At 59.5% G+C, this 18,626-nt stretch carries 14 protein-coding genes; 9 read left to right on the top strand and 5 right to left on the bottom strand.

What is annotated here, in order from left to right:
* Positions 1-4: 4 nt before the first annotated feature.
* The 3 genes from GSF67_RS15820 to GSF67_RS15810 are packed head-to-tail and all read right to left on the bottom strand — an operon-like array spanning position 5 to position 3,068.
* On the bottom strand, positions 5-847 hold the full coding sequence (locus GSF67_RS15820) for a carbohydrate ABC transporter permease (protein WP_006312430.1): 843 nt from the start codon (positions 845-847) through the stop codon (positions 5-7).
* Positions 844-1,785: a carbohydrate ABC transporter permease gene (locus GSF67_RS15815; protein ID WP_010974047.1), complete on the bottom strand. Its 942-nt coding sequence runs from the start codon at positions 1,783-1,785 to the stop codon at positions 844-846. The genes GSF67_RS15820 and GSF67_RS15815 overlap by 4 nt, the downstream gene beginning before the upstream one ends.
* Before the next feature lie 17 nt (positions 1,786-1,802).
* Positions 1,803-3,068: an extracellular solute-binding protein gene (locus GSF67_RS15810; protein WP_006312428.1), complete on the bottom strand. Its 1,266-nt coding sequence runs from the start codon at positions 3,066-3,068 to the stop codon at positions 1,803-1,805.
* A gap of 246 nt (positions 3,069-3,314) precedes the next feature.
* Between GSF67_RS15810 and GSF67_RS15805 the strand changes: the two genes are divergently transcribed.
* The 3 genes from GSF67_RS15805 to GSF67_RS15795 are packed head-to-tail and all read left to right on the top strand — an operon-like array spanning position 3,315 to position 7,871.
* The gene (locus GSF67_RS15805; protein ID WP_035215136.1) at positions 3,315-4,541 is read left to right on the top strand and encodes an ROK family transcriptional regulator; all 1,227 of its coding nucleotides are present in this window, start codon (positions 3,315-3,317) and stop codon (positions 4,539-4,541) included.
* A 19-nt stretch (positions 4,542-4,560) separates the two neighbouring features.
* The gene (locus GSF67_RS15800; protein ID WP_006312426.1) at positions 4,561-6,963 is read left to right on the top strand and encodes a PIG-L family deacetylase; all 2,403 of its coding nucleotides are present in this window, start codon (positions 4,561-4,563) and stop codon (positions 6,961-6,963) included.
* Complete coding sequence (locus GSF67_RS15795) at positions 6,960-7,871, top strand: DMT family transporter (RefSeq protein WP_006312425.1); 912 nt, start codon at positions 6,960-6,962, stop codon at positions 7,869-7,871. The genes GSF67_RS15800 and GSF67_RS15795 overlap by 4 nt, the downstream gene beginning before the upstream one ends.
* 9 nt (positions 7,872-7,880) lie before the next feature.
* Here the strand turns inward: GSF67_RS15795 and GSF67_RS15790 are convergent, their stop codons facing one another.
* Positions 7,881-8,342, bottom strand: coding sequence for a hypothetical protein (locus GSF67_RS15790; protein WP_006312424.1), 462 nt, complete (start codon positions 8,340-8,342; stop codon positions 7,881-7,883).
* A 75-nt stretch (positions 8,343-8,417) separates the two neighbouring features.
* Positions 8,418-9,305, bottom strand: coding sequence for an AraC family transcriptional regulator (locus tag GSF67_RS15785; protein WP_006312423.1), 888 nt, complete (start codon positions 9,303-9,305; stop codon positions 8,418-8,420).
* Between the two features lie 197 nt (positions 9,306-9,502).
* Between GSF67_RS15785 and GSF67_RS15780 the strand changes: the two genes are divergently transcribed.
* The 6 genes from GSF67_RS15780 to GSF67_RS15755 all read left to right on the top strand — a co-directional run bounded on the left by GSF67_RS15780 (position 9,503) and on the right by GSF67_RS15755 (position 18,528).
* Positions 9,503-10,969 (top strand): alpha-glucosidase/alpha-galactosidase, encoded by a 1,467-nt coding sequence (locus GSF67_RS15780; RefSeq protein WP_006312421.1) that lies wholly within the window; start codon positions 9,503-9,505, stop codon positions 10,967-10,969.
* 104 nt (positions 10,970-11,073) lie between these two features.
* The gene (locus GSF67_RS15775; protein WP_006312420.1) at positions 11,074-13,161 is read left to right on the top strand and encodes an ABC transporter substrate-binding protein; all 2,088 of its coding nucleotides are present in this window, start codon (positions 11,074-11,076) and stop codon (positions 13,159-13,161) included.
* Between the two features lie 144 nt (positions 13,162-13,305).
* Positions 13,306-14,313 carry an ABC transporter permease gene (locus GSF67_RS15770; protein WP_006312419.1) on the top strand — a complete coding sequence of 336 codons (1,008 nt, stop codon included), beginning with the start codon at positions 13,306-13,308 and terminating at the stop codon, positions 14,311-14,313.
* 1 nt (position 14,314) lies between these two features.
* A complete protein-coding gene (locus tag GSF67_RS15765) occupies positions 14,315-15,451 on the top strand; it encodes an ABC transporter permease (protein ID WP_006312418.1) in 1,137 nt (378 codons plus the stop codon).
* 13 nt (positions 15,452-15,464) lie between these two features.
* On the top strand, positions 15,465-17,132 hold the full coding sequence (locus GSF67_RS15760) for an ABC transporter ATP-binding protein (protein WP_006312417.1): 1,668 nt from the start codon (positions 15,465-15,467) through the stop codon (positions 17,130-17,132).
* 22 nt (positions 17,133-17,154) lie between these two features.
* Positions 17,155-18,528 carry an alpha-glucosidase/alpha-galactosidase gene (locus GSF67_RS15755; protein ID WP_006312416.1) on the top strand — a complete coding sequence of 458 codons (1,374 nt, stop codon included), beginning with the start codon at positions 17,155-17,157 and terminating at the stop codon, positions 18,526-18,528.
* The last annotated feature ends 98 nt before the right edge of the window (positions 18,529-18,626 follow it).

Below are 18,626 nucleotides of genomic sequence, written 5' to 3'. Positions count from 1 at the left end.
ATTATTATCCTTTAAGACCCGCCAGCATCACACCGCGAACGATGTAGCGTTGCAGGACGATGAAGACGATGAGGGTGGGGATGGTCGCAATGGCTGCGCCCGTCATGATCATTTCCCACTGGATCTGCTGTTCCACCGCGAAGCTCGAAAGACCGACCGGCAGGGTGTAAAGCTCCTTGCTTGTCGTGACGATCAGCGGCCAGAAGAAGGCTGTCCAGTTGCCGAGGAAGGTGAAGATCGCGAGTGCGGAGAGCGCCGGCGTCACCAGTGGCAGGGCGACTTTCCACCAGATCTGGAATTCGTTCAGCCCATCGACGCGCGCGGCCTCCAGGAAATCGTTCGGAACGGTCTCGAAGAACTGTTTCATCAGGAAGGTGCCGAAGGCCGTCATCATGCCGGGGAACATGATGCCCCAGTAGCTGTCGAGCCAGCCCAGTTGGCTGGACATCAGATACCATGGAATGACCAGCATTTCCGTCGGTATCATCAGCGTGGAAAGAATGGCGAGGAAGATGAAGTAGCGGCCGCGAAACTCAAATTTCGCCAGGGTGTAACCGACGAGACTGTCGAAAAAGCAGTTGGAGACGGTGACGAGAACCGCGACCAGCGTCGAGTTGAAGAACCAGCGCAGGAAACGGCCATCGGCCATCACGGTCATGTAGTTCGCAATTGTCGGTGCCGCAGGAATGAGCCTCAGATCATAGACCTGATCCGCCGTCTTGAACGAGGTCGCGAACATGAACAACAGCGGCGAAACCATGATCAGGCCGCCAATGAACAGCAGCGTCCAGGCGACGATGCGGCCGGGGCGGATGCGGGCGTGGGAGAGTGGCAAGGCTTCGCTCATTTCTTTTCCCTCAGCACCCAGAGCTGGACCAGCGACACGGCAAGAAGAATGGTGAACAGGACGACCGTCTGCGCAGCGGCATACCCCATTGCATAGGAATTGAACGCGGTCTGGTAGATCATCAGTACCAGCGGTTTGGTGGAGCCGAGTGGCCCGCCCGGATCATTGGTGGTCATGTTATAGACCTGGTCGAAAATCCGCAGGAAACCGATCGAGGAAAATACCACGAGGAAAACGGTGGTAGGCTTCAGGAGCGGAAGCGTGATCTTGCGCAGGATCGCCCATTCACCCAGCCCGTCGATGCGGGCGGCTTCGTAGAATGTTGTTGGAATGGCGCGCAGGCCGGCCATGAAGATGATGATCTGGAAGCCGAGCCCCGCCCAGATGGCGGTTACCATGACGGAATAAAGCGCTTGATCGGTGGAGCGGATAAATGGCTGCTGGGGAATGCCGATCATGCCGAGCACGTCGTTGATGATGCCGATGGGCGGCGGCTGATAAAACCAGCGCCAGACCCAGGCCATGGCGGCGGCCGTCGTCAGATAGGGCAGGAAATAAAGCGCGCGGATGAACCCGTGCAGAATGCGCACCCGGTCGAGATAAAAGGCGATGACGAAAGCCAGCACGAGGCTGATCGGCGTGCCGACGATGAGATAGGTGAAGGTGTTTTTGAACACCTTCCAGAATTGCGGGTCCTTGAACAGCTTGACGTAATTGGCGATGCCGATGAACTTTGCCGGCCGCAGCAGATCCCAGTTGGTGAAGGACAGATAGAAGGCCTGCAGTGTCGGGTAGAACCGGATGACGCTGTAAAACAGGATCGGGATCGCCAGAAAGCTCCAGATCCACAAGAGCCGTTTCGTGCGCATGGAAAAGCGATCTCCGAGGGAGCCGCCGGGGCGGCCGGATGCCGCCCCCTGTTGATCTATCGCTGTCATGTCTGAACCTGCGGTTTTCAGGGTTTCGCCGCGTCGATGATTTCCTGCTCGGCTTCAGCTGCCCGTTTGACGGAATCTTCGACCGACTGACCTTCGAGCAGCACCCGGTTGGTCATGTCGATGGCGTTCTGCCGCTGGGCAGCCTCATCCATGAACAGCGTTGTATGGGCATACTCCAGACCCTTCAGGAACGGCGCGTAGATCGGGTCCTTCAGGTTTTCTTCGGTCAGCGCCGCAGAGCGCCGCGCCGGCAGTTCGCCCACGGTCTTCAGCCAGATCGCCATGGCCTCTGGCGAAGAGATATAAGCGAGGAACTTCTTGGAGGCCTCGAGTTCTTCACCCGTGGTCTTGGCGCTGATGCCATTGGCGAAGTAGCTCGCATAGTTGGAGCGGATGTTCTTGTCATTGGTGGGAAGCTCGGTCACGCCCCACTCAAAATCCTTGATGGTGCGGAACGAACCCAGCCGGAAGGTGCCGTCGATGGTCATGCCGGCCTTGCCGGCGCGGAATGCTGCCTGGCCTTCATCCATGAAGCCGACCTGACCGATCTTCTTTTCAAGCTGCAGGCTGGTGTAAAATTTCAGGGCCTGAATACCCGGCTCGCTATTATAGGTCACTTTCTGGTCGTTGTCGGCATAGGGCTCGCCGCCATATTGGCGAATGAGGACTTCACGCCACCACTGGTGGTCCTGGCCGCCCATGTCGAGCGTGGAGCCGGCCACCGTCAGATTTCCGGCGGCGTCGTGTTTGGCGATCTTTTCCGCCGCAGCGACGAATTCGTCGAGCGTCTTTGGCGGATTGGCAGCGTCCAGACCGGCCTCGGTGAAGAGCTTCTTGTTGTAGAAGAGCGCCAGCGAGCGAACCGCCGTCGGCAGGCCGTAATAATCGTCGCCGCGTTTCATGGCGCTGACGATCGGGAAGAATTCGCTCTCGATCTTGTCATGGGGGAAGGCATCTTTAGGCAGCGGCTGCAGAATGCCGCCAGCCGCGAACTTGTCCAGCCAGCCGTAAAACAGCTGCATCACGTCAGGGCCCTTGCCGGAAAGATTGGCGGCAATGACGCGCGTCTGGTAATCGGCGTAAGGAAAGGTCACCTGCTTGACGGTGATATCAGGATTGGCCTTCTGGAATTCCGCGATCAGCTCATCCATGGCCTTCACGCGTGTGTCGAAGACATATTGCCAATATTCGATTTCAACTGCCTGCGCGGCGTTGAATGCAAATGTGCTGAAACCGGCGACCAAGCCGGCGAACAGAGTTGCCCTGCGCATGTAACCCTCCATTTCCTCCGTCCGGTCTTCCGGATGCGGAGTGATCGTTCCCTTTATCCGCGCTTTCGCGCGCGCTCATTGGCTCGGTTGGTCACGGGAATTTCCGTATCCCACCCCATACGAGCCTGACCCCCGGTCGTTCTCTACGGTTCTCCGAACACGGGCATTTGTCAATAAGATAATTTACTTGAATTATTGTATTGCGCTTATCGTCATTTGGACGTTATGAATTTTCTAAGGGACGGGGAAATGGAAGAGATGACGGTGCACACGGTAGATACCTATCCCGTAGCAATCGGAAAAAATCCTGAGCGCAGCCGCGAGCACAACAGGCGAGTCGTCCTCGACCTTGTGCGCCGGCACGGCTCGCTTGGCCGCGCCCAGATCGCCAAGATCACCCATCTGACAGCCCAGGCAGTCGCCAATATTGTCGATGAGCTGGTGGGTGAGGAATTGCTGAAGGAACTCGGCCGCCGTCGCACCGGCAGGGGCCAGCCGCCGATCCAGTTCGCTGTCAATCCGGATGGCGGCGCGACGATCGGCGTGGAAATCGCCGCTGACCATATGGTCACCGTCGGCCTCGATCTGGCGGGAATGCTGCGCACCCATCGCGTCACGCCGCTCAAGGATACGACGCCGGAGGCCATCCTCAAAACCTTTGCGGCGGAACATGCCGCGGTTGCAAAAAATGTCGGATGCCGGCTGCTCGGAACCGGCGTCGTCATGCCCGGCCCTTTCGAAATCGATGGCATGACCTCCGTCGGACCGACGACACTTTCCGGCTGGGTGGGTATCGATGCCCGGCAGATGCTGAGCGAGGCCTGCGGCCAGCAGGTCGTGGTGGAAAACGATGCGACGGCCGCCGCCGTCGGCGAACGCCTGTTCGGCGCGGGGCTGGCGATCCCGAATTTCTGCATGATCTATTTCGGTGTCGGTATCGGTCTCGGCATCATTCAGGATGGTGCGCCCTATCGCGGCGCGTTCGGAAATGCCGGCGAAATCGGCCATGTCACCGTTTCACCAAAGGGCAGGCTTTGCCCCTCCTGCGGGCATAGAGGGTGTCTCGAAGCTTATGCCTCGGCTTACGTGCTGAAGGAAAAACTTGGGCGCGCCGGTGTTGCCGATACGGAGCTTGACGATCTCGAAGCCCTGTTCAAGGCCGGCCATCCTGTCGTGATGGAGTGGATCGACGAGGCCGCGGCCCATCTGTCGCCCATGGTAGCGATGCTGGAAAACATTCTCGATCCGCAGACGGTCATTCTCGGCGGCGCACTGCCTGAAGCCATCATCAGCGAGATCATTGCGCAGATGGGGCATCTGCCGACTTCAGTCGCAAGCCGCAGGCAGCGGGAACTTCCGCGCGTCATGCACGGCAAATCCGGACAGTTGACGGCAGCACTCGGCGCTGCCGCCTTGCCGCTGTTCGACATCGTCACACCAAAACTCGAGACGTCCTCGGGTGCCGCAACGCAGGTGCCCGGCTGAATATTGGAGGAGACCGCCCATGCTTAACCCCCGGGAGCGCATCGAACGGCAGATGGCCGATCCATGGCTCATTCGCCTGCACCGCAAGCTGAGCGCGCTGAAATCCACCGTCACCGTCATGCATACCGGCGCGCATCCCGACGATGAGCAGAACGGACTTCTTGCCTATTTCCGCATGGAGCTCGGCATGCGCACCATCATTGCCTGCTCGACGCGTGGCGAGGGCGGGCAGAATGCGCTTGGTCCGGAGCGGCTCGGCGCGCTCGGCGTCATCCGGTCGCGGGAGCTGGAGGAGGCCGCGCGGGTCATCGATGCCGACATCAGCTGGCTCGGCCATGGCCCGGCGGATATCATCCACGATTTTGGTTTCTCCAAGGATGGCGACCAGACTTTTGGGCGCTGGGGCCAGAACCGCATTGTCGAAAGACTAGTGCGCGCCTATCGCAAGGAACGGCCGGATATCGTCATCCCGACCTTTCTCGACGTGCCGGGGCAGCACGGTCACCACCGCGCCATGACGCGCGCGGCGAAAAGCGCGATCACGCTGGCCGCCGATCCTTCGGCTTATCCGGAGCATTTTTCCGAGGGGCTCAAACCGTGGCAGGTGGCGAAGTTCTATCTGCCGGCATGGTCGGGCGGGGGCGATACCTATGACGACGAAATACCGCCGCCGGAAACAACGCTGACAGTGAATGCGCTGGGCAAGGAACAGGCGACCGGTGCGCAATATGACCGCATCGGCGAGTGGTCGCGTTATTACCACGCGTCACAGGGGATGGGCCATTGGCCGAAGCAGGCGCAGGAAGTCTGGCCGCTGCATCTCGAACTTTCCAGCGGTGCAGGTGGCGAGGAAGGATCGATCTTAGACAATCTGCCGTCTTCCCTTGCCGACCTTGCCACTTTCCCGGGACTGGATGCCGAATTGGCCAATGCGCTGGCGGAGGCGGAACGAGCCATCACCGAGGCAATCTCGGCCTTTCCCGACAGCGAGCGGATAACGGTACAACTCCTGAACGCTGCTGCGCTATTGCAGACGGTAGATGAGGCCGCGAGCGTGGATTTCAAGGCGTTGCATGGGCACAGGATTGCGCGCAAACGGGCGCAGGTTGATGCTGTCATCCTGACGGCGCTTGATCTTTTCGAGCGCGCCTATGCCGAACCGGCGCAGATCGTTCCCGGTGGAAGGTCGGCCCTTTCTGTGGAGTTGGCCGATAGGGCGGCTGAATTTGAAGTTGAGATCGCCCCGGTCCTGCCTTCAGGTGTTTCGTCGTCGGTTCAGTCGCGTGGCCAGACGCTGGTCTTTTCGCTTGCGGCCGATCAGGATACCCCGGTTTCCGGACTCTATCAGCCAGACTGGAAAGCAGCGGGCGGCAATGGCCATGCCTCGGTGCGCCTTTCCGCAAAGGTTGAAGGCCGTCAGGTTTCCGCCCTCTACGATCTGGAGGAACCGTTTTTTGTGACGCCCGCGCAATCGCTGATGATCTCGCCTGAGGCGTTGCTGGTTCCGCTTGGGCAAGGGCAGGGCGCACAGGGTTTTCAGGTCCACATCAAGGGTGCTGATGCACCGGTTTCGTTCCGCGCTGCCGGTGGCTGGAGCGTGCGCAAGAGTGGTGATGACTGGTTGGCCGAACGCACGGGAGAAACGGCGGCCGGCCTTGCTGAGATTGAAGCGAGCGTCGGTTCGCAACCGGCCTTCCGGATCACACCCATCGCCTATCCCCATATCGGCAGGGCAAGGTTTCTTGCCCCTTCCGCCCTCAAAATCCTCTCGCTGGACCTCAAACTGCCTGAGGATGCCCGTGTGGGGTATGTCGGTGGGGGTGCCGACAGGGTGGGCCTGTGGCTTGCGCGAATGGGTCTCAATGTCACCGAACTCGATGCACAGGCGCTCGGCGGCGATCTCTCCTCCTTCACCACCATTGTCGTCGGCATATTCGCCTTCGGCATCCGCACGGATCTCGCCTCGGCAACGGATAAGCTTCATCGTTTCGTGGAGAATGGCGGGCATCTGGTTACGCTCTATCATCGTCCGACGGATGGTTGGAACCCGGAGACAACGCCGGTTCGGCGTCTCGAAATCGGCAGGCCGTCACTGCGCTGGCGGGTGACGGACCCGAAAGCGGAGGTGACGGTTCTTCTACCCGATCACCCGCTGCTGGCAGGCCCCAACGTCATCGACGCCGCCGACTGGGCGGGCTGGGACAAGGAGCGCGGGCTCTATTTCGCCTCGCGCTGGGATGATGTCTACGAGCCCTTGCTTGCGATGCATGATGTCGACGAACAGCCGCTGAAGGGCGCGCTGGTTTCCGGTGTCATCGGCAAGGGCCGGCACACCCATACCAGCCTTGTGCTGCATCACCAGATGGACAAGCTTGTGCCGGGGGCGTTCCGCCTTATGGCCAATCTCGTGCAGCCGGCGTGAATGGCGACGGCCAAAGTGAGAAACAGGAAAACCCGCGCGAAACGGATACACGCGCGGGCGTTGGCTGGCTGTTGCTGGACATGACCCTCGTCTCGGGTGGCATGACCGCGCTCGTCAAGGCGCAGGGCGTCACCTATCCCGCGTTCCAGCTCGTCTTTATCAGGGCGATGATCGGTCTGATCTTCATCCTGCCGCTGATCTGGCGACACAGGGGAGAGATGGTGCGTGTCAAATATCCCTGGCGCAACCTCTTTCGCATCTGCTGCAACGCCATCGCACTCACCAGCAATTTCATCGCCATCACCCTCTTGCCGCTTGCGACCGTCAATGCCGTTGGCTTTTCCCGGCCATTGGTGACGATGGCGATGGCCGTTGCCTTTCTTGGCGAGACTGTGAGCCGTTTTCGCTGGGTGGGGGCCAGTCTTGCATTTGTCGGCGTTCTTGTTGTCATCGGGCCTGATGGCGCGGAGTTTGGCGTCGGCGTGCTTGTCGTTCTGGTGTCGGTGGTGTTCGGCGCGCTGGCGGTGATCCAGACCCGGGCACTGCGGCAGGAGAACACCACCGTCATGATGGTCTTCTACACGGTCGGGTTGGCGGTCATCACCGCCATTCCGGCGATCTGGACGTGGAAGCCGGTGGCCTCATTCGACTGGGTTGCGCTGCTCGGCATCGGATTGTTGGCACAGATGGGGCAATATTGTTTTCTACGGGCCTATCGCATCGCCGATGCCAGCGTGCTTGCGCCCGTCGGTTATCTGTCGATCCTGTTCGTCACGGCTGTCGGATATTTCCTGTTTGACGAAGTGCCGGAAAACCGCGTGGTGCTCGGCATTGCCATCATCCTGGTTTCGCTGCAATCCACCGCACTTGCTGAATACCTTTTTAAGAGGTTGCGACGCAGACGGTGACCGTTATCGCTACTGCGCCAGAAGGCGCAGCCGGATCCAGCTCAGGGCCGAAGCCTTGGCGCGATCATAAAAGGCACGGGCAAAGCGCACATAACGCATGATCCATGCCAGCCAGCCATAGGTAAGCAGCTTTTCCCGGCCCGCATGGTAGATCCGCTCGACAATCAGGAAGGTTGAGAGATGGGCAAGGATTGTCAGAGCCACCCCTGACTTGAAAGCGCCATGGGCGATGAGGACGAGGCCGACGACCTTCATCGGTTCGGCAATCGCAAAAGGGACGGCAAGACAGAGAAGAATGGCAAGGCGCGGCAGCTGCGCGATCCGGTTTTCCAGCCGCTGGATGAATGTCAGGTTTGATATGGCCCTGATGACCGGCCGGTAGAGCGGGCGGAAAATACCGTCGAGAACGAGGGTGAAAACGATGATTGCCCTGATCGGAAAGATGAGGATCGTCCTGATTTTGCTGTCCACCTCTATCGGTCTCCAAAACGGCGTAACCGTCCATCCTTAATCGCCTGAAACATGTCAAAACCAAGTCGCATTTCTTTAGCCCTGCCGAATGCTCGCATACATGCCGGTGGTGCGAAATTCGCTGGGATTGATGCCGTAAAGCCTGCGGAAAACCTTCGAGAAATAGTTCGGATCCTCGAAGCCACACAGCACCGAAACCTCCTTGATGGGAATGTTCGCGGCGGTGGTGAGAAGTTTGGCTGCACGCCTGAGCCGCCGCTGCAGGACGAATTCCGCCGGAGGCAGACCTTCGCTCGCCGTGAAGATGCGGGAAAAATGCGCCCGGCTGAGGCCGGCCACCGCCGCAAGGTCGCTCACCGAGAGCCGGTCGCCGAGATGGCTGTCGATATAACTTAGCACCTGTTGCAGGGTGCGATATTCGCCGCCAAAGGAGGGGTGCGAGCCGAAGACATCGTCATAAAGCGTCATCGCCGCCTCATAGGCGACAGCCGAAGCAGCCCCCGGCGTTTCCGCGCCATTGACAAGGCGCGAGCAGCATTCCGCAAGATGATCGACGGTTTCGGGCTGGAGCTTGAGGATCGGACCGGTGACGGAGAGGATATTGCGGTGAATGCGCAGGGCTTCCTCGCCATTCATGGAAATCCAGAAGAACTCCCACTCCTTGCCCTCTTCCAGCCAGTAGCGGTGATTGTGGGGGATCAGCAACAGCAGGGTTTCGCCCGGCCTCACCACATAATGCCGGTTCTCGTAACGCAGGTTACCCTGTCCGGCGATGCAATACTGCAGGACGGTGAAGGGGGTCTGGCCGCGTTTGCGCCCGTCCCAGTCATAATTGCCGCCACGGCGGATTTCATAACCGCTGCTGGTCGGCATGGTGTGCAGCGTCTGGCGGCCGCGCGGCAGCGAGACGGTTCGCATGCCAGGTCCCTGATCGATCAAATCGCGCAGCACAAAATTACCCATGAAAGCATAATCCTTCTCTGGTCCTATCCTTCTTTATACGCATAATCCCGATCCGAGGAGACAGCCAGCGGGATATTGTTGCTGAAAAATTGGGAGGAAGGCCGGTTTTCCGGGATTCTCAAGGGTATTTTTCTGCAGCGCCATTTCATAATCCTTCGGCCCGTTTCACCCGTTCGATTTGCAATAGAGGTGGCGTTATGAGTTTCAAAATCGCTATTATTGGCGCAGGCAGCGTCGGTTTCACGAAAAAACTGTTCACCGATCTCCTGTGCGTGCCGGAATTTCGTGATATCGAAGTCGCGCTGACGGATATCAGCCAGCACAATCTCGATATGATCAAGGCGATCCTCGAAAAGATCGTCGAGGCCAATGGTTTTCCGGTGAAGGTGACAGCGGATACCGATCGCCGCCGGGCGCTGGAGGGGGCGAAATATATCATCAGCTGCGTGCGGGTCGGCGGGCTCGAAGCCTATGCCGACGATATCCGTATTCCGCTGAAATATGGCATCGACCAATGCGTGGGCGATACGATCTGCGCCGGCGGCATACTCTATGGCCAGCGCAACATTCCCGTCATTCTGGATTTCTGCAAGGATATCCGCGACGTCGCCGCACCGGGCGCAAAATTCCTGAACTATGCCAACCCCATGGCCATGAACACCTGGGCGGCCATCGAATATGGCAAGGTGGATACGGTCGGTCTCTGCCATGGCGTTCAGCATGGCGCGGAACAGATTGCCGAAATTCTCGGTGCTAAATCCCCGCCCGAACTGGATTACATCTGCTCCGGTATCAACCACCAGACATGGTTCATCGATCTGAGGCTCAACGGCCGCAGAATCGAAAAGGACGAGCTGGTCGCTGCCTTCGAGGCGCATCCTGTCTTCTCGCAGCAAGAAAAGCTGCGCATCGATGTGCTGAAGCGCTTCGGTGTCTATTCGACCGAGAGCAACGGCCATCTCTCCGAATATCTGCCGTGGTATCGCAAACGGCCGGAAGAAATCGCCCGCTGGATCGACATGTCCGACTGGATCCACGGCGAAACCGGCGGTTATTTGCGCCACTCTACCGAAACGCGCAACTGGTTCGAAACCGAGTTTCCGCAATTCCTGGCCTCCGCCGCCAAGCCCATCGAGCCGGCGAAACGCTCTAACGAACATGCGAGCCACATTCTGGAAGCGCTTGAGACCGGGCGTGTCTATCGCGGCCATTTCAACGTCAAGAACAACGGCGTCATCACCAACCTTCCTTCCGACGCGATCATTGAGTCGCCCGGTTTCGTCGATCGTTTCGGCATCAATATGGTGTCGGGCATCACGCTGCCAGAAGCCTGTGCCGCGACCTGCATGGCTTCGATCAATGTGCAGCGCATGTCGGTGCATGCGGCGGTCAGCGGTGATATCGACCTGCTGAAGCTTGCCGTGCTGCACGATCCCCTGGTCGGTGCCGTCGCCACCCCGGAGGAGGTCTGGCAGATGGTGGACGAGATGGTCGTCGCGCAGGCACGCTGGCTGCCGCAATATGCCGGTGCCGTGCCGGCAGCCAAGGAAAGGCTGGCGAAATCCACCGTCACGACGCGTGACTGGGCGGGGGCTGCGCGCCGCAACGTGCGCTCCATCGAGGAATTGCGGGCCGAAAAATCGGCTCTGAAAAAGGCTGTCTGAGGAAAAGCATGAAAAAAGGCCGGCGGCGGAAGGGAGTTCGCTGTCCGGCCATAACGATCACAGAGGGTGGGCGGTCGAAGAGCTGCCATTTGGGAGGAATGACGATGCAACTTCAACGCAAGATCGGTATCATCTCGGCATTGGGCCTTGGTGTTTCGATGATCGCACTCAGTGCGAATGCCTTCGAAACCACCACGCCGCCGGAGCCACCGCAATTTCCGGCGGAAGGCAAGATCAACTATGTGGCGCGCGACTCGATCCTCGAATTCAAGGCGCTGCCAAGCTACAGCGAACCCGACTGGATCACCGAGAAATTCGAGAAGGCCGGCAAGCTGCCGCCGCTGAAGGAGCGCCTGCCGGAAGAGCCGCTTGTCTACAAGACCGGCAACATGCCTGACGGCGTCGGCGTTTACGGTGACACGATGCGCCATGTCGTTGGCGGCAGGCCCGAGGGCTGGAACTACATTGCCGGCCAGAGCCAGGGCTGGGGCGGCATCGATATCGCCCTTTCCGAATGCCTGACGCGAACCGCACCGCTCTTTCAGGTGGATGCCAAGGACACCGAACCGCTGCCCAATCTGGCGAAAAGCTGGGAATGGTCCGAAGACGGCCACAAGCTGACGATGCATCTCGTCAAGGGCGCGAAATGGTCAGATGGCGAAGCCTTCAACGCCGATGATGTAATGTTCTACTGGGAAGACGCCGTCGTCGATCCAAACGTCTCACCGCTTGGCGGCGGTGCATCGCCCGAGGCTTTCGGTGAGGGAACGACGCTCAAGAAGATCGATGACTATACCGTCGAATGGACCTTCAAGGCGGCTTTCCCCAAGCAATATCTCTACACCATGGCCTATCCGAGTTTCTGCCCCGGGCCGTCGCATATTCTGAAACCCCAGCACCCGAAATATTCCAAGAACACCTATAACCAGTTCAAGAATGCTTTCCCGCCGGAATACATGAACATGCCGGTCATGGGTGCTTGGGTACCGGTATCATACCGGCCCGACGATCTCATCGTTCTGCGTCGCAATCCCTATTACTGGAAGGTGGATGAAAAGGGCCAACAGCTGCCCTATTTGAACGAAGTCCACTACAAGCTCTCCACCTGGGCGGACCGCGATGTGCAGGCCGTGGCGGGATCGGGCGATTTCTCCAATCTTGAACAGCCGGAGAATTTCGTCGCGTCGCTGAAACGCGCCGCCGATCCCAATGCGCCGGCCCGTCTTGCCTTCGGGCCACGGCTCATCGGCTATAATCTGCAGATGAATTTCTCCGCCAATGGCTGGGGCAACCCGGATGAGCGCGGACAGGCGATCCGTGAGCTGAACCGCAACGAGGTGTTCCGTCAGGCCGTCACTTCCGCTCTCGATCGCAAGGCGATTGGTGACTCGCTGGTGAAGGGACCTTTCACGGCAATATACCCGGGCGGTATTTCGTCGGGCACCAGCTTCTATGATCGCGCCTCCACGGTCTATTACCCCTTCAACCTCGAGGGTGCAAAGGCGGCGCTCGCCTCAATCGGCCTCAAGGACACCGATGGCGATGGCGTCCTGAATTTTCCGAAGGAAACGCTTGGTGGCCGCAATGTCGAAATTACCCTTCTGGTCAACAACGGCTACGCGACGGACAAGAGCCTTGCGGAAGGCCTCGTCGGCCAGATGGCGAAACTCGGGCTGCGCGTCGTCATCAACAGCCTCGATTCCAACCAGCGTGACGCCGCCCACTATGGCGGGCAGTTCGACTGGCTGGTGCGGCGCAACTCCACCGAGCTTTCCTCCGTGGTGCAGAATACCGAGCAGCTTGCCCCTGTCGGCCCGCGCACCAGCTGGAACCACCGCTCGCCCGAAGGCAAGGAGCTGGATCTGATGCCGTTCGAAAAGGAAATGGCCGACATCGTGCGGAAATTCATCTCCTCGCAGGACAATGCTGAACGGGCGGACCTGATGAAGCAATATCAGAAGGTCTATACGCAGAACCTCTATACGATCGGTCTCACCGAATATCCCGGCGCGCTCATCGTCAACAAGCGGTTCTCCAACGTGCCGCAGGGCACACCGATCTTCATGTTCAACTGGGCTGAAGACGCCATCATCCGCGAACGCCTGTGGGTGGCGGCCGACAAGCAGGGCAAATACGAACTCTTCCCGCAGCAGCTTCCCGGCAAGCCGGGCGAGGGCGGGCCGATCAACTAGAGCATTTCCAGTAAAAGTGCGCAGCGGTTTTACGTCCGGAAAATGCGAAACTTGAAGAACTCCTCCCGGAGCACACCCGGTACCGGTCGCGCGTGAAGCGCGGCCGGAGACACACGGCCAATCCAAACCGAGGAAGACCGTTCGATGCTGAGATTTTTGACGATACGCGTGGCATCCGCCATTCCGGTGCTGCTGATCCTGAGCGTGGTGACCTTCGCCATCATTCAGGCCCCGCCCGGTGACTATGCCGACTACATCCGCTCGCAGCTAATGAACCAGGGCGGAGCGTCCTTCGAACAGGCGGAAGCGCAGGCGCAGGCCTATCGTATCGAACACGGCCTCGATCAACCGCTCGTCATTCAATATTTCAACTGGATCGGCGGCATCGTGACGCGCGGCGATTTCGGTTACAGCTTCTATTACAACAAGCCGGTCGCCGATGTGGTTGGCGAACGCCTGCCGCGCACCATTGCGCTGGCGCTGGTCTGCCACATCCTTGCGTCCATTCTCGGTATCGCCTTCGGCATCTGGGCGGCCACACGGCAATATTCCTGGGTCGACAATCTGCTTTCCACCATCGCCTTCCTCGGCATGACCATTCCACGCTTCCTGATGGCGCTAATCCTCGTCTATCTCATGGTGTTTCATTTCGACGTATCGGAAATCGGCAGCTTCTTCTCGCCGCAATATGGCGGTGCGCCGTGGTCGTGGGGCAAATTCGTCGATCTCGTCAGCCATGTCTGGCCGGTGGTCGCCATCGCCGTCTTCGGCGGCCTTGCCTACAATATGCGGGTGATGCGCGGCAATCTGCTCGACACGCTGAATGCGCAATATGTCGAGACGGCCCGCGCCAAGGGCCTTTCCGAAGGCGCAGTCATCATGCGCCATGCGGTGCCGAACGCCGTTCACCCGCTGGTCATGTATCAGGGCGTGGTGCTGCCCTACATGCTGAGCGGCGAAATCGAAACCGCGATCATCTTCGCGCTGCCGACCGTTGGCCCGGCCATTGTCGGCTCCATGGCGGTGGGGGACGTCTATGTCACCGCCACCTTCATGATGGTGCTGGCCGCGACGCTGATCGTCGGCAACATCATTGCCGATATGCTGCTCGCCATGCTTGACCCACGCGTTCGCGAATTCGGGAGGGCCTGAGATGATGGCATTTGACGACCTGAAAAACGAAACAGCGGTTATGCCAAAGCCCGAACGCGGCACGCAGGGTAACGAGTCCTATCTCGCGCTGGTGTGGCGGCGTCTCAGACGCTCGGTTACCGGCATGCTCGGGCTGGTGCTGGTGGCCTTGCTGATCCTGATCGCCATTTTTGCCGATTTTTTCGCGCCGATGAACCCGCTGGAAACCAACGCCAGCTTCTCACCGCCGCAAGTGGTTCGTTTCACCGACAAGGACGGTAATTTCAGTCCGTTCCCCCGCGTCTATGCGACTGCCGACACAGCAGAACTCGATCCGGTCACCTTTCAGCCCATCGTCGGGCCGGACTATGACAATCCGGTTTATCTTGGCTTCTTCGTCAAAGGCTCGGAATACAGGCTTCTGGGTCTCATCCCGATGAGCCGGCATTTCTTCGGCTCGACGGATGGCAAGCCCGTGCATTTTCTTGGCACCGACAAGTTCGGACGCGACGTGCTGTCGCGCGCCATCTATGGCTCGCGCATCTCGCTCGCCATCGCACTCAGTGTCGTCGCCATCGTCACGGTCATCGGCACCAGTGTCGGCCTGATATCAGGTTATTTCGGCGGGCCGCTGGATGCCTGGGTGCAGCGTTTCGTGGAAGTGGTGCTCGCTTTCCCGCAATTGCCGCTTTATCTCGCGCTGACCTCGCTCATTCCGGTTACCGCCCCGACGACTGTTTTCCTCCTCTTCGTGGTCGGCGTCATGTCCGCGCTCGGTTGGGCGCAGATGTCGCGGGAGGTGCGCGGCAAGACGCTGGCGCTGGCGCGGATCGATTATGTGCGGGCGGCAATTGCCGTTGGCGCCACCGACCGGCGCATCATCTTCCAGCACATTCTGCCGAATGTGATGAGCCACGTGATTGTTGCCGTCACCCTGCATATTCCAAGCGTCGTGCTCCTGGAATCCTTCCTCGGTTTCCTTGGTTTTGCGGTGAAGCCGCCGCTCATCTCCTGGGGGCTGATGCTGCAGGATACCGCGACCTATTCCGTCATCGGTTCCTATCCGTGGATCCTTGCCCCGGTCGGTTTCGTGCTGGTCACCGTTTTCGCCTTCAACGCGCTGGGCGATGGCCTGCGCGATGCCGTCGATCCCTATTGAGAGGAGCGTGCAAATGGTAGCTGCCCAGAACAACGCCTACGCCCCCGCCATCCGCTTCGATGCCGATGACCGTCAGGATAACGCCATCATCGATGCCCGCAATATTGCTGTCACCTTCAAGGTGGAACACGGCACCGTGGAAGCAGTGAAGAATATTTCCTTCCAGCTTTACCGGGGAGAGACGATTGCCATCGTCGGTGAATCCGGTTCAGGAAAATCGGTCACGGCCCGTACCATCATGGGGCTTTTGACAAAGCGGGCCTCGGTTTCAAAGTCCGCGACTGTGCGGTTCAACGGCGATGACATCTTGAGGTTTTCGTCGCGGCAACGCCGGGCGCTGCGCGGTAACCGCATCTCGATGATCTTTCAGGAACCGATGAGTTCGCTGAACCCGATCTATACGATCGGCAGCCAGATCGTCGAGGCGATCCGGGTTCATTCAAGGCTCAGCCGGAAAGAGGCGGAGGCGAGGGCGCTCGATCTTCTTCGGCAGGTGCAGATACCGGAGCCGGAAGCACGGCTAAAGCAATATCCGCATCAGCTGTCCGGCGGCCAGCGTCAACGTGTGATGATCGCCATGGCGCTTTCCAATGATCCTGATGTGCTGATTGCCGACGAACCCACCACCGCGCTCGATGTGACGGTGCAGGCGCAGATCCTCAACCTCATTCGAGACTTGCAGAAGAAACGCGGCATGGCCGTGGTTCTCATCACCCATGACCTGACCATCGTGAAGCAGTTTTCCGATTACGTCTATGTCATGCAGCATGGCGAGATGCGTGAGCACAATACCACGGAGCGGCTGTTTGCAGCGCCCCAGCATCCCTATACGAAAAGGCTGCTTGCCTCCGAACCGCGTGGCACGGCGAAACCGCTGCCGGAAAATTCCGGCGTGCTGCTGACGGCAAGCGGCGTGCGCGTGTCCTTCATGATGCGATATGGCGGCCTGTTCAAACCCGAACTGAAGGAACTGATCGCCGTCGACAGCCTCGGCCTGACCCTCAAGCGACACGAGACGCTGGGGCTCGTTGGTGAATCCGGTTCCGGCAAGACCACCTTCGGGCAATCGCTGCTGCGGTTGAACGAGCCTGTCGGAGGCGAGGTGGTCTTTGATGGCGAGAGGGTGGATGGCCGCTCTCGCTCGGAAATGCGGCCCTTGCGCTCGCGTATGCAGATCGTGTTTCAGGACCCGTTCGCTTCGCTCAACCCGCGCATGACCATCGGCCAGATTATCGAGGAAGGCCTCATCATCAACGGTCTTGGCAGAACCAAGGCCGAAAGGCTGGAGCGGGTGCGAGATGCGCTGGAAGCGGCGGGCATGCCGGGCAATATCCTCTCGCGTTTCCCGCACGAATTTTCCGGCGGCCAGCGCCAGCGCATCGCCATTGCCCGCGCCGTGGCGCTGGAGCCGGAATTTATTCTGCTTGATGAACCGACCTCGGCGCTCGATCTTTCCGTGCAGGCGCAGATCATCGACCTCCTGCGCAAGCTGCAGAACGAGCGCGGCCTGAGTTACCTGTTCATCTCGCACGACCTGAAGGTGGTCCGTGCGCTCTGCCACCGCGTCATCGTCATGCAGGGCGGCAGGATCGTCGAGGAAGGGCCCGTCGAGGACGTGCTGACCAACCCTAAAACCGAATATACTCAGCGGCTTGTACGAGCCGCCTTTGAAATCGCTTGAATTCCCAATGCCGGAGGTAGACATGGCAAGAGATCCCAAGATCACATTTATCGGCGCAGGCTCTACGGTGTTCATGAAGAACATCATCGGCGACGTGCTGCAGCGTCCGGCCCTTTCGGGCGCCACCATTGCGCTGATGGACATCAATCGCGAAAGGCTGGAAGAAAGCGCCATCGTCGTCAACAAGCTGATTTCGACATTGGGGGCAAAGGCGAAAGCCGAGACCTATACCGACCAGAAAAAGGCGCTTGCCGGTGCCGATTTTGTCGTGGTCGCCTTCCAGATCGGCGGATATGAACCCTGTACGGTTACCGATTTCGAGGTGCCGCGCAAATATGGCCTGCGCCAGACCATTGCCGATACGCTCGGCGTCGGCGGCATCATGCGTGGTCTTCGCACCGTGCCGCATCTGTGGAAAATCTGCGAGGATATCCTCGCCGTCTGCCCCAACGCCGTCATGCTGCAATATGTGAACCCGATGGCGATCAACACCTGGGCGATTGCCGAGAAATACCCGACGATCCGGCAGGTTGGCCTTTGCCATTCCGTGCAGGGCACGGCCATGGAACTCGCCCATGATCTCGATATCCCTTATGAGGAGATCCGCTATCGTTCGGCCGGCATCAACCACATGGCGTTTTTCCTCGAATTCGAGCATCGCCAGCCCGACGGCAGCTATAGGAACCTCTATCCCGATCTCGTGCGCGGCTACCGCGAAGGCCGTGCGCCAAAACCCGGCTGGAACCCGCGTTGCCCCAACAAGGTGCGTTACGAGATGCTGACGCGACTCGGTTATTTCGTCACCGAAAGCTCGGAACATTTCGCCGAATATACGCCCTATTTCATCAAGGAGGGGCGCGACGACCTGATCGAGAAATTCGGCATCCCGCTCGATGAATATCCGAAGCGCTGCATCGAACAGATCGAGCGCTGGAAGGGGCAGGCGGCGGCCTATCGTTCGGCCGAGAAGATCGAGGTTAAGCAATCCAAGGAATATGCCTCCTCCATCATCAACTCCGTCTGGACTGGCGAACCCTCCGTCATCTATGGCAACCAGCGCAACAACGGCTGCATCACCTCGCTCCCATCGGATTGCGCGGCAGAAGTGCCCTGCCTTGTCGACCATAACGGCGTGCAGCCCACCTTTATCGGCGAATTGCCGCCGCAACTCACCGCCCTGATGCGCACCAACATCAACGTGCAGGAACTGACGGTGCGGGCGCTGATGAGCGAAAACCGTGCCCATATCTTCCACGCGGCGATGATGGACCCGCACACGGCGGCGGAACTGGATCTCGACCAGATATGGTCGCTGGTAGACGACCTACTGCTCGCACACCGCGACTGGTTGCCGGAATGGACGCAGGCGGAGGTGAAGCGGGCGCGGGCGGTGTAAGGCTCGATAGTCACGGCAAGTACGAGGCCGCGGGTTCAGCCTGCGGCCTTGATGCCACAGGGGCCCGGGCAGTTTTTTTGCCTTCGCCATGCCGAACT

Origin of the sequence: Agrobacterium sp. CGMCC 11546 (assembly GCF_013365515.1) — a bacterium.
Taxonomy (GTDB): domain Bacteria; phylum Pseudomonadota; class Alphaproteobacteria; order Rhizobiales; family Rhizobiaceae; genus Agrobacterium; species Agrobacterium fabrum.
This window is presented reverse-complemented; position numbering and strand designations above follow the sequence as displayed.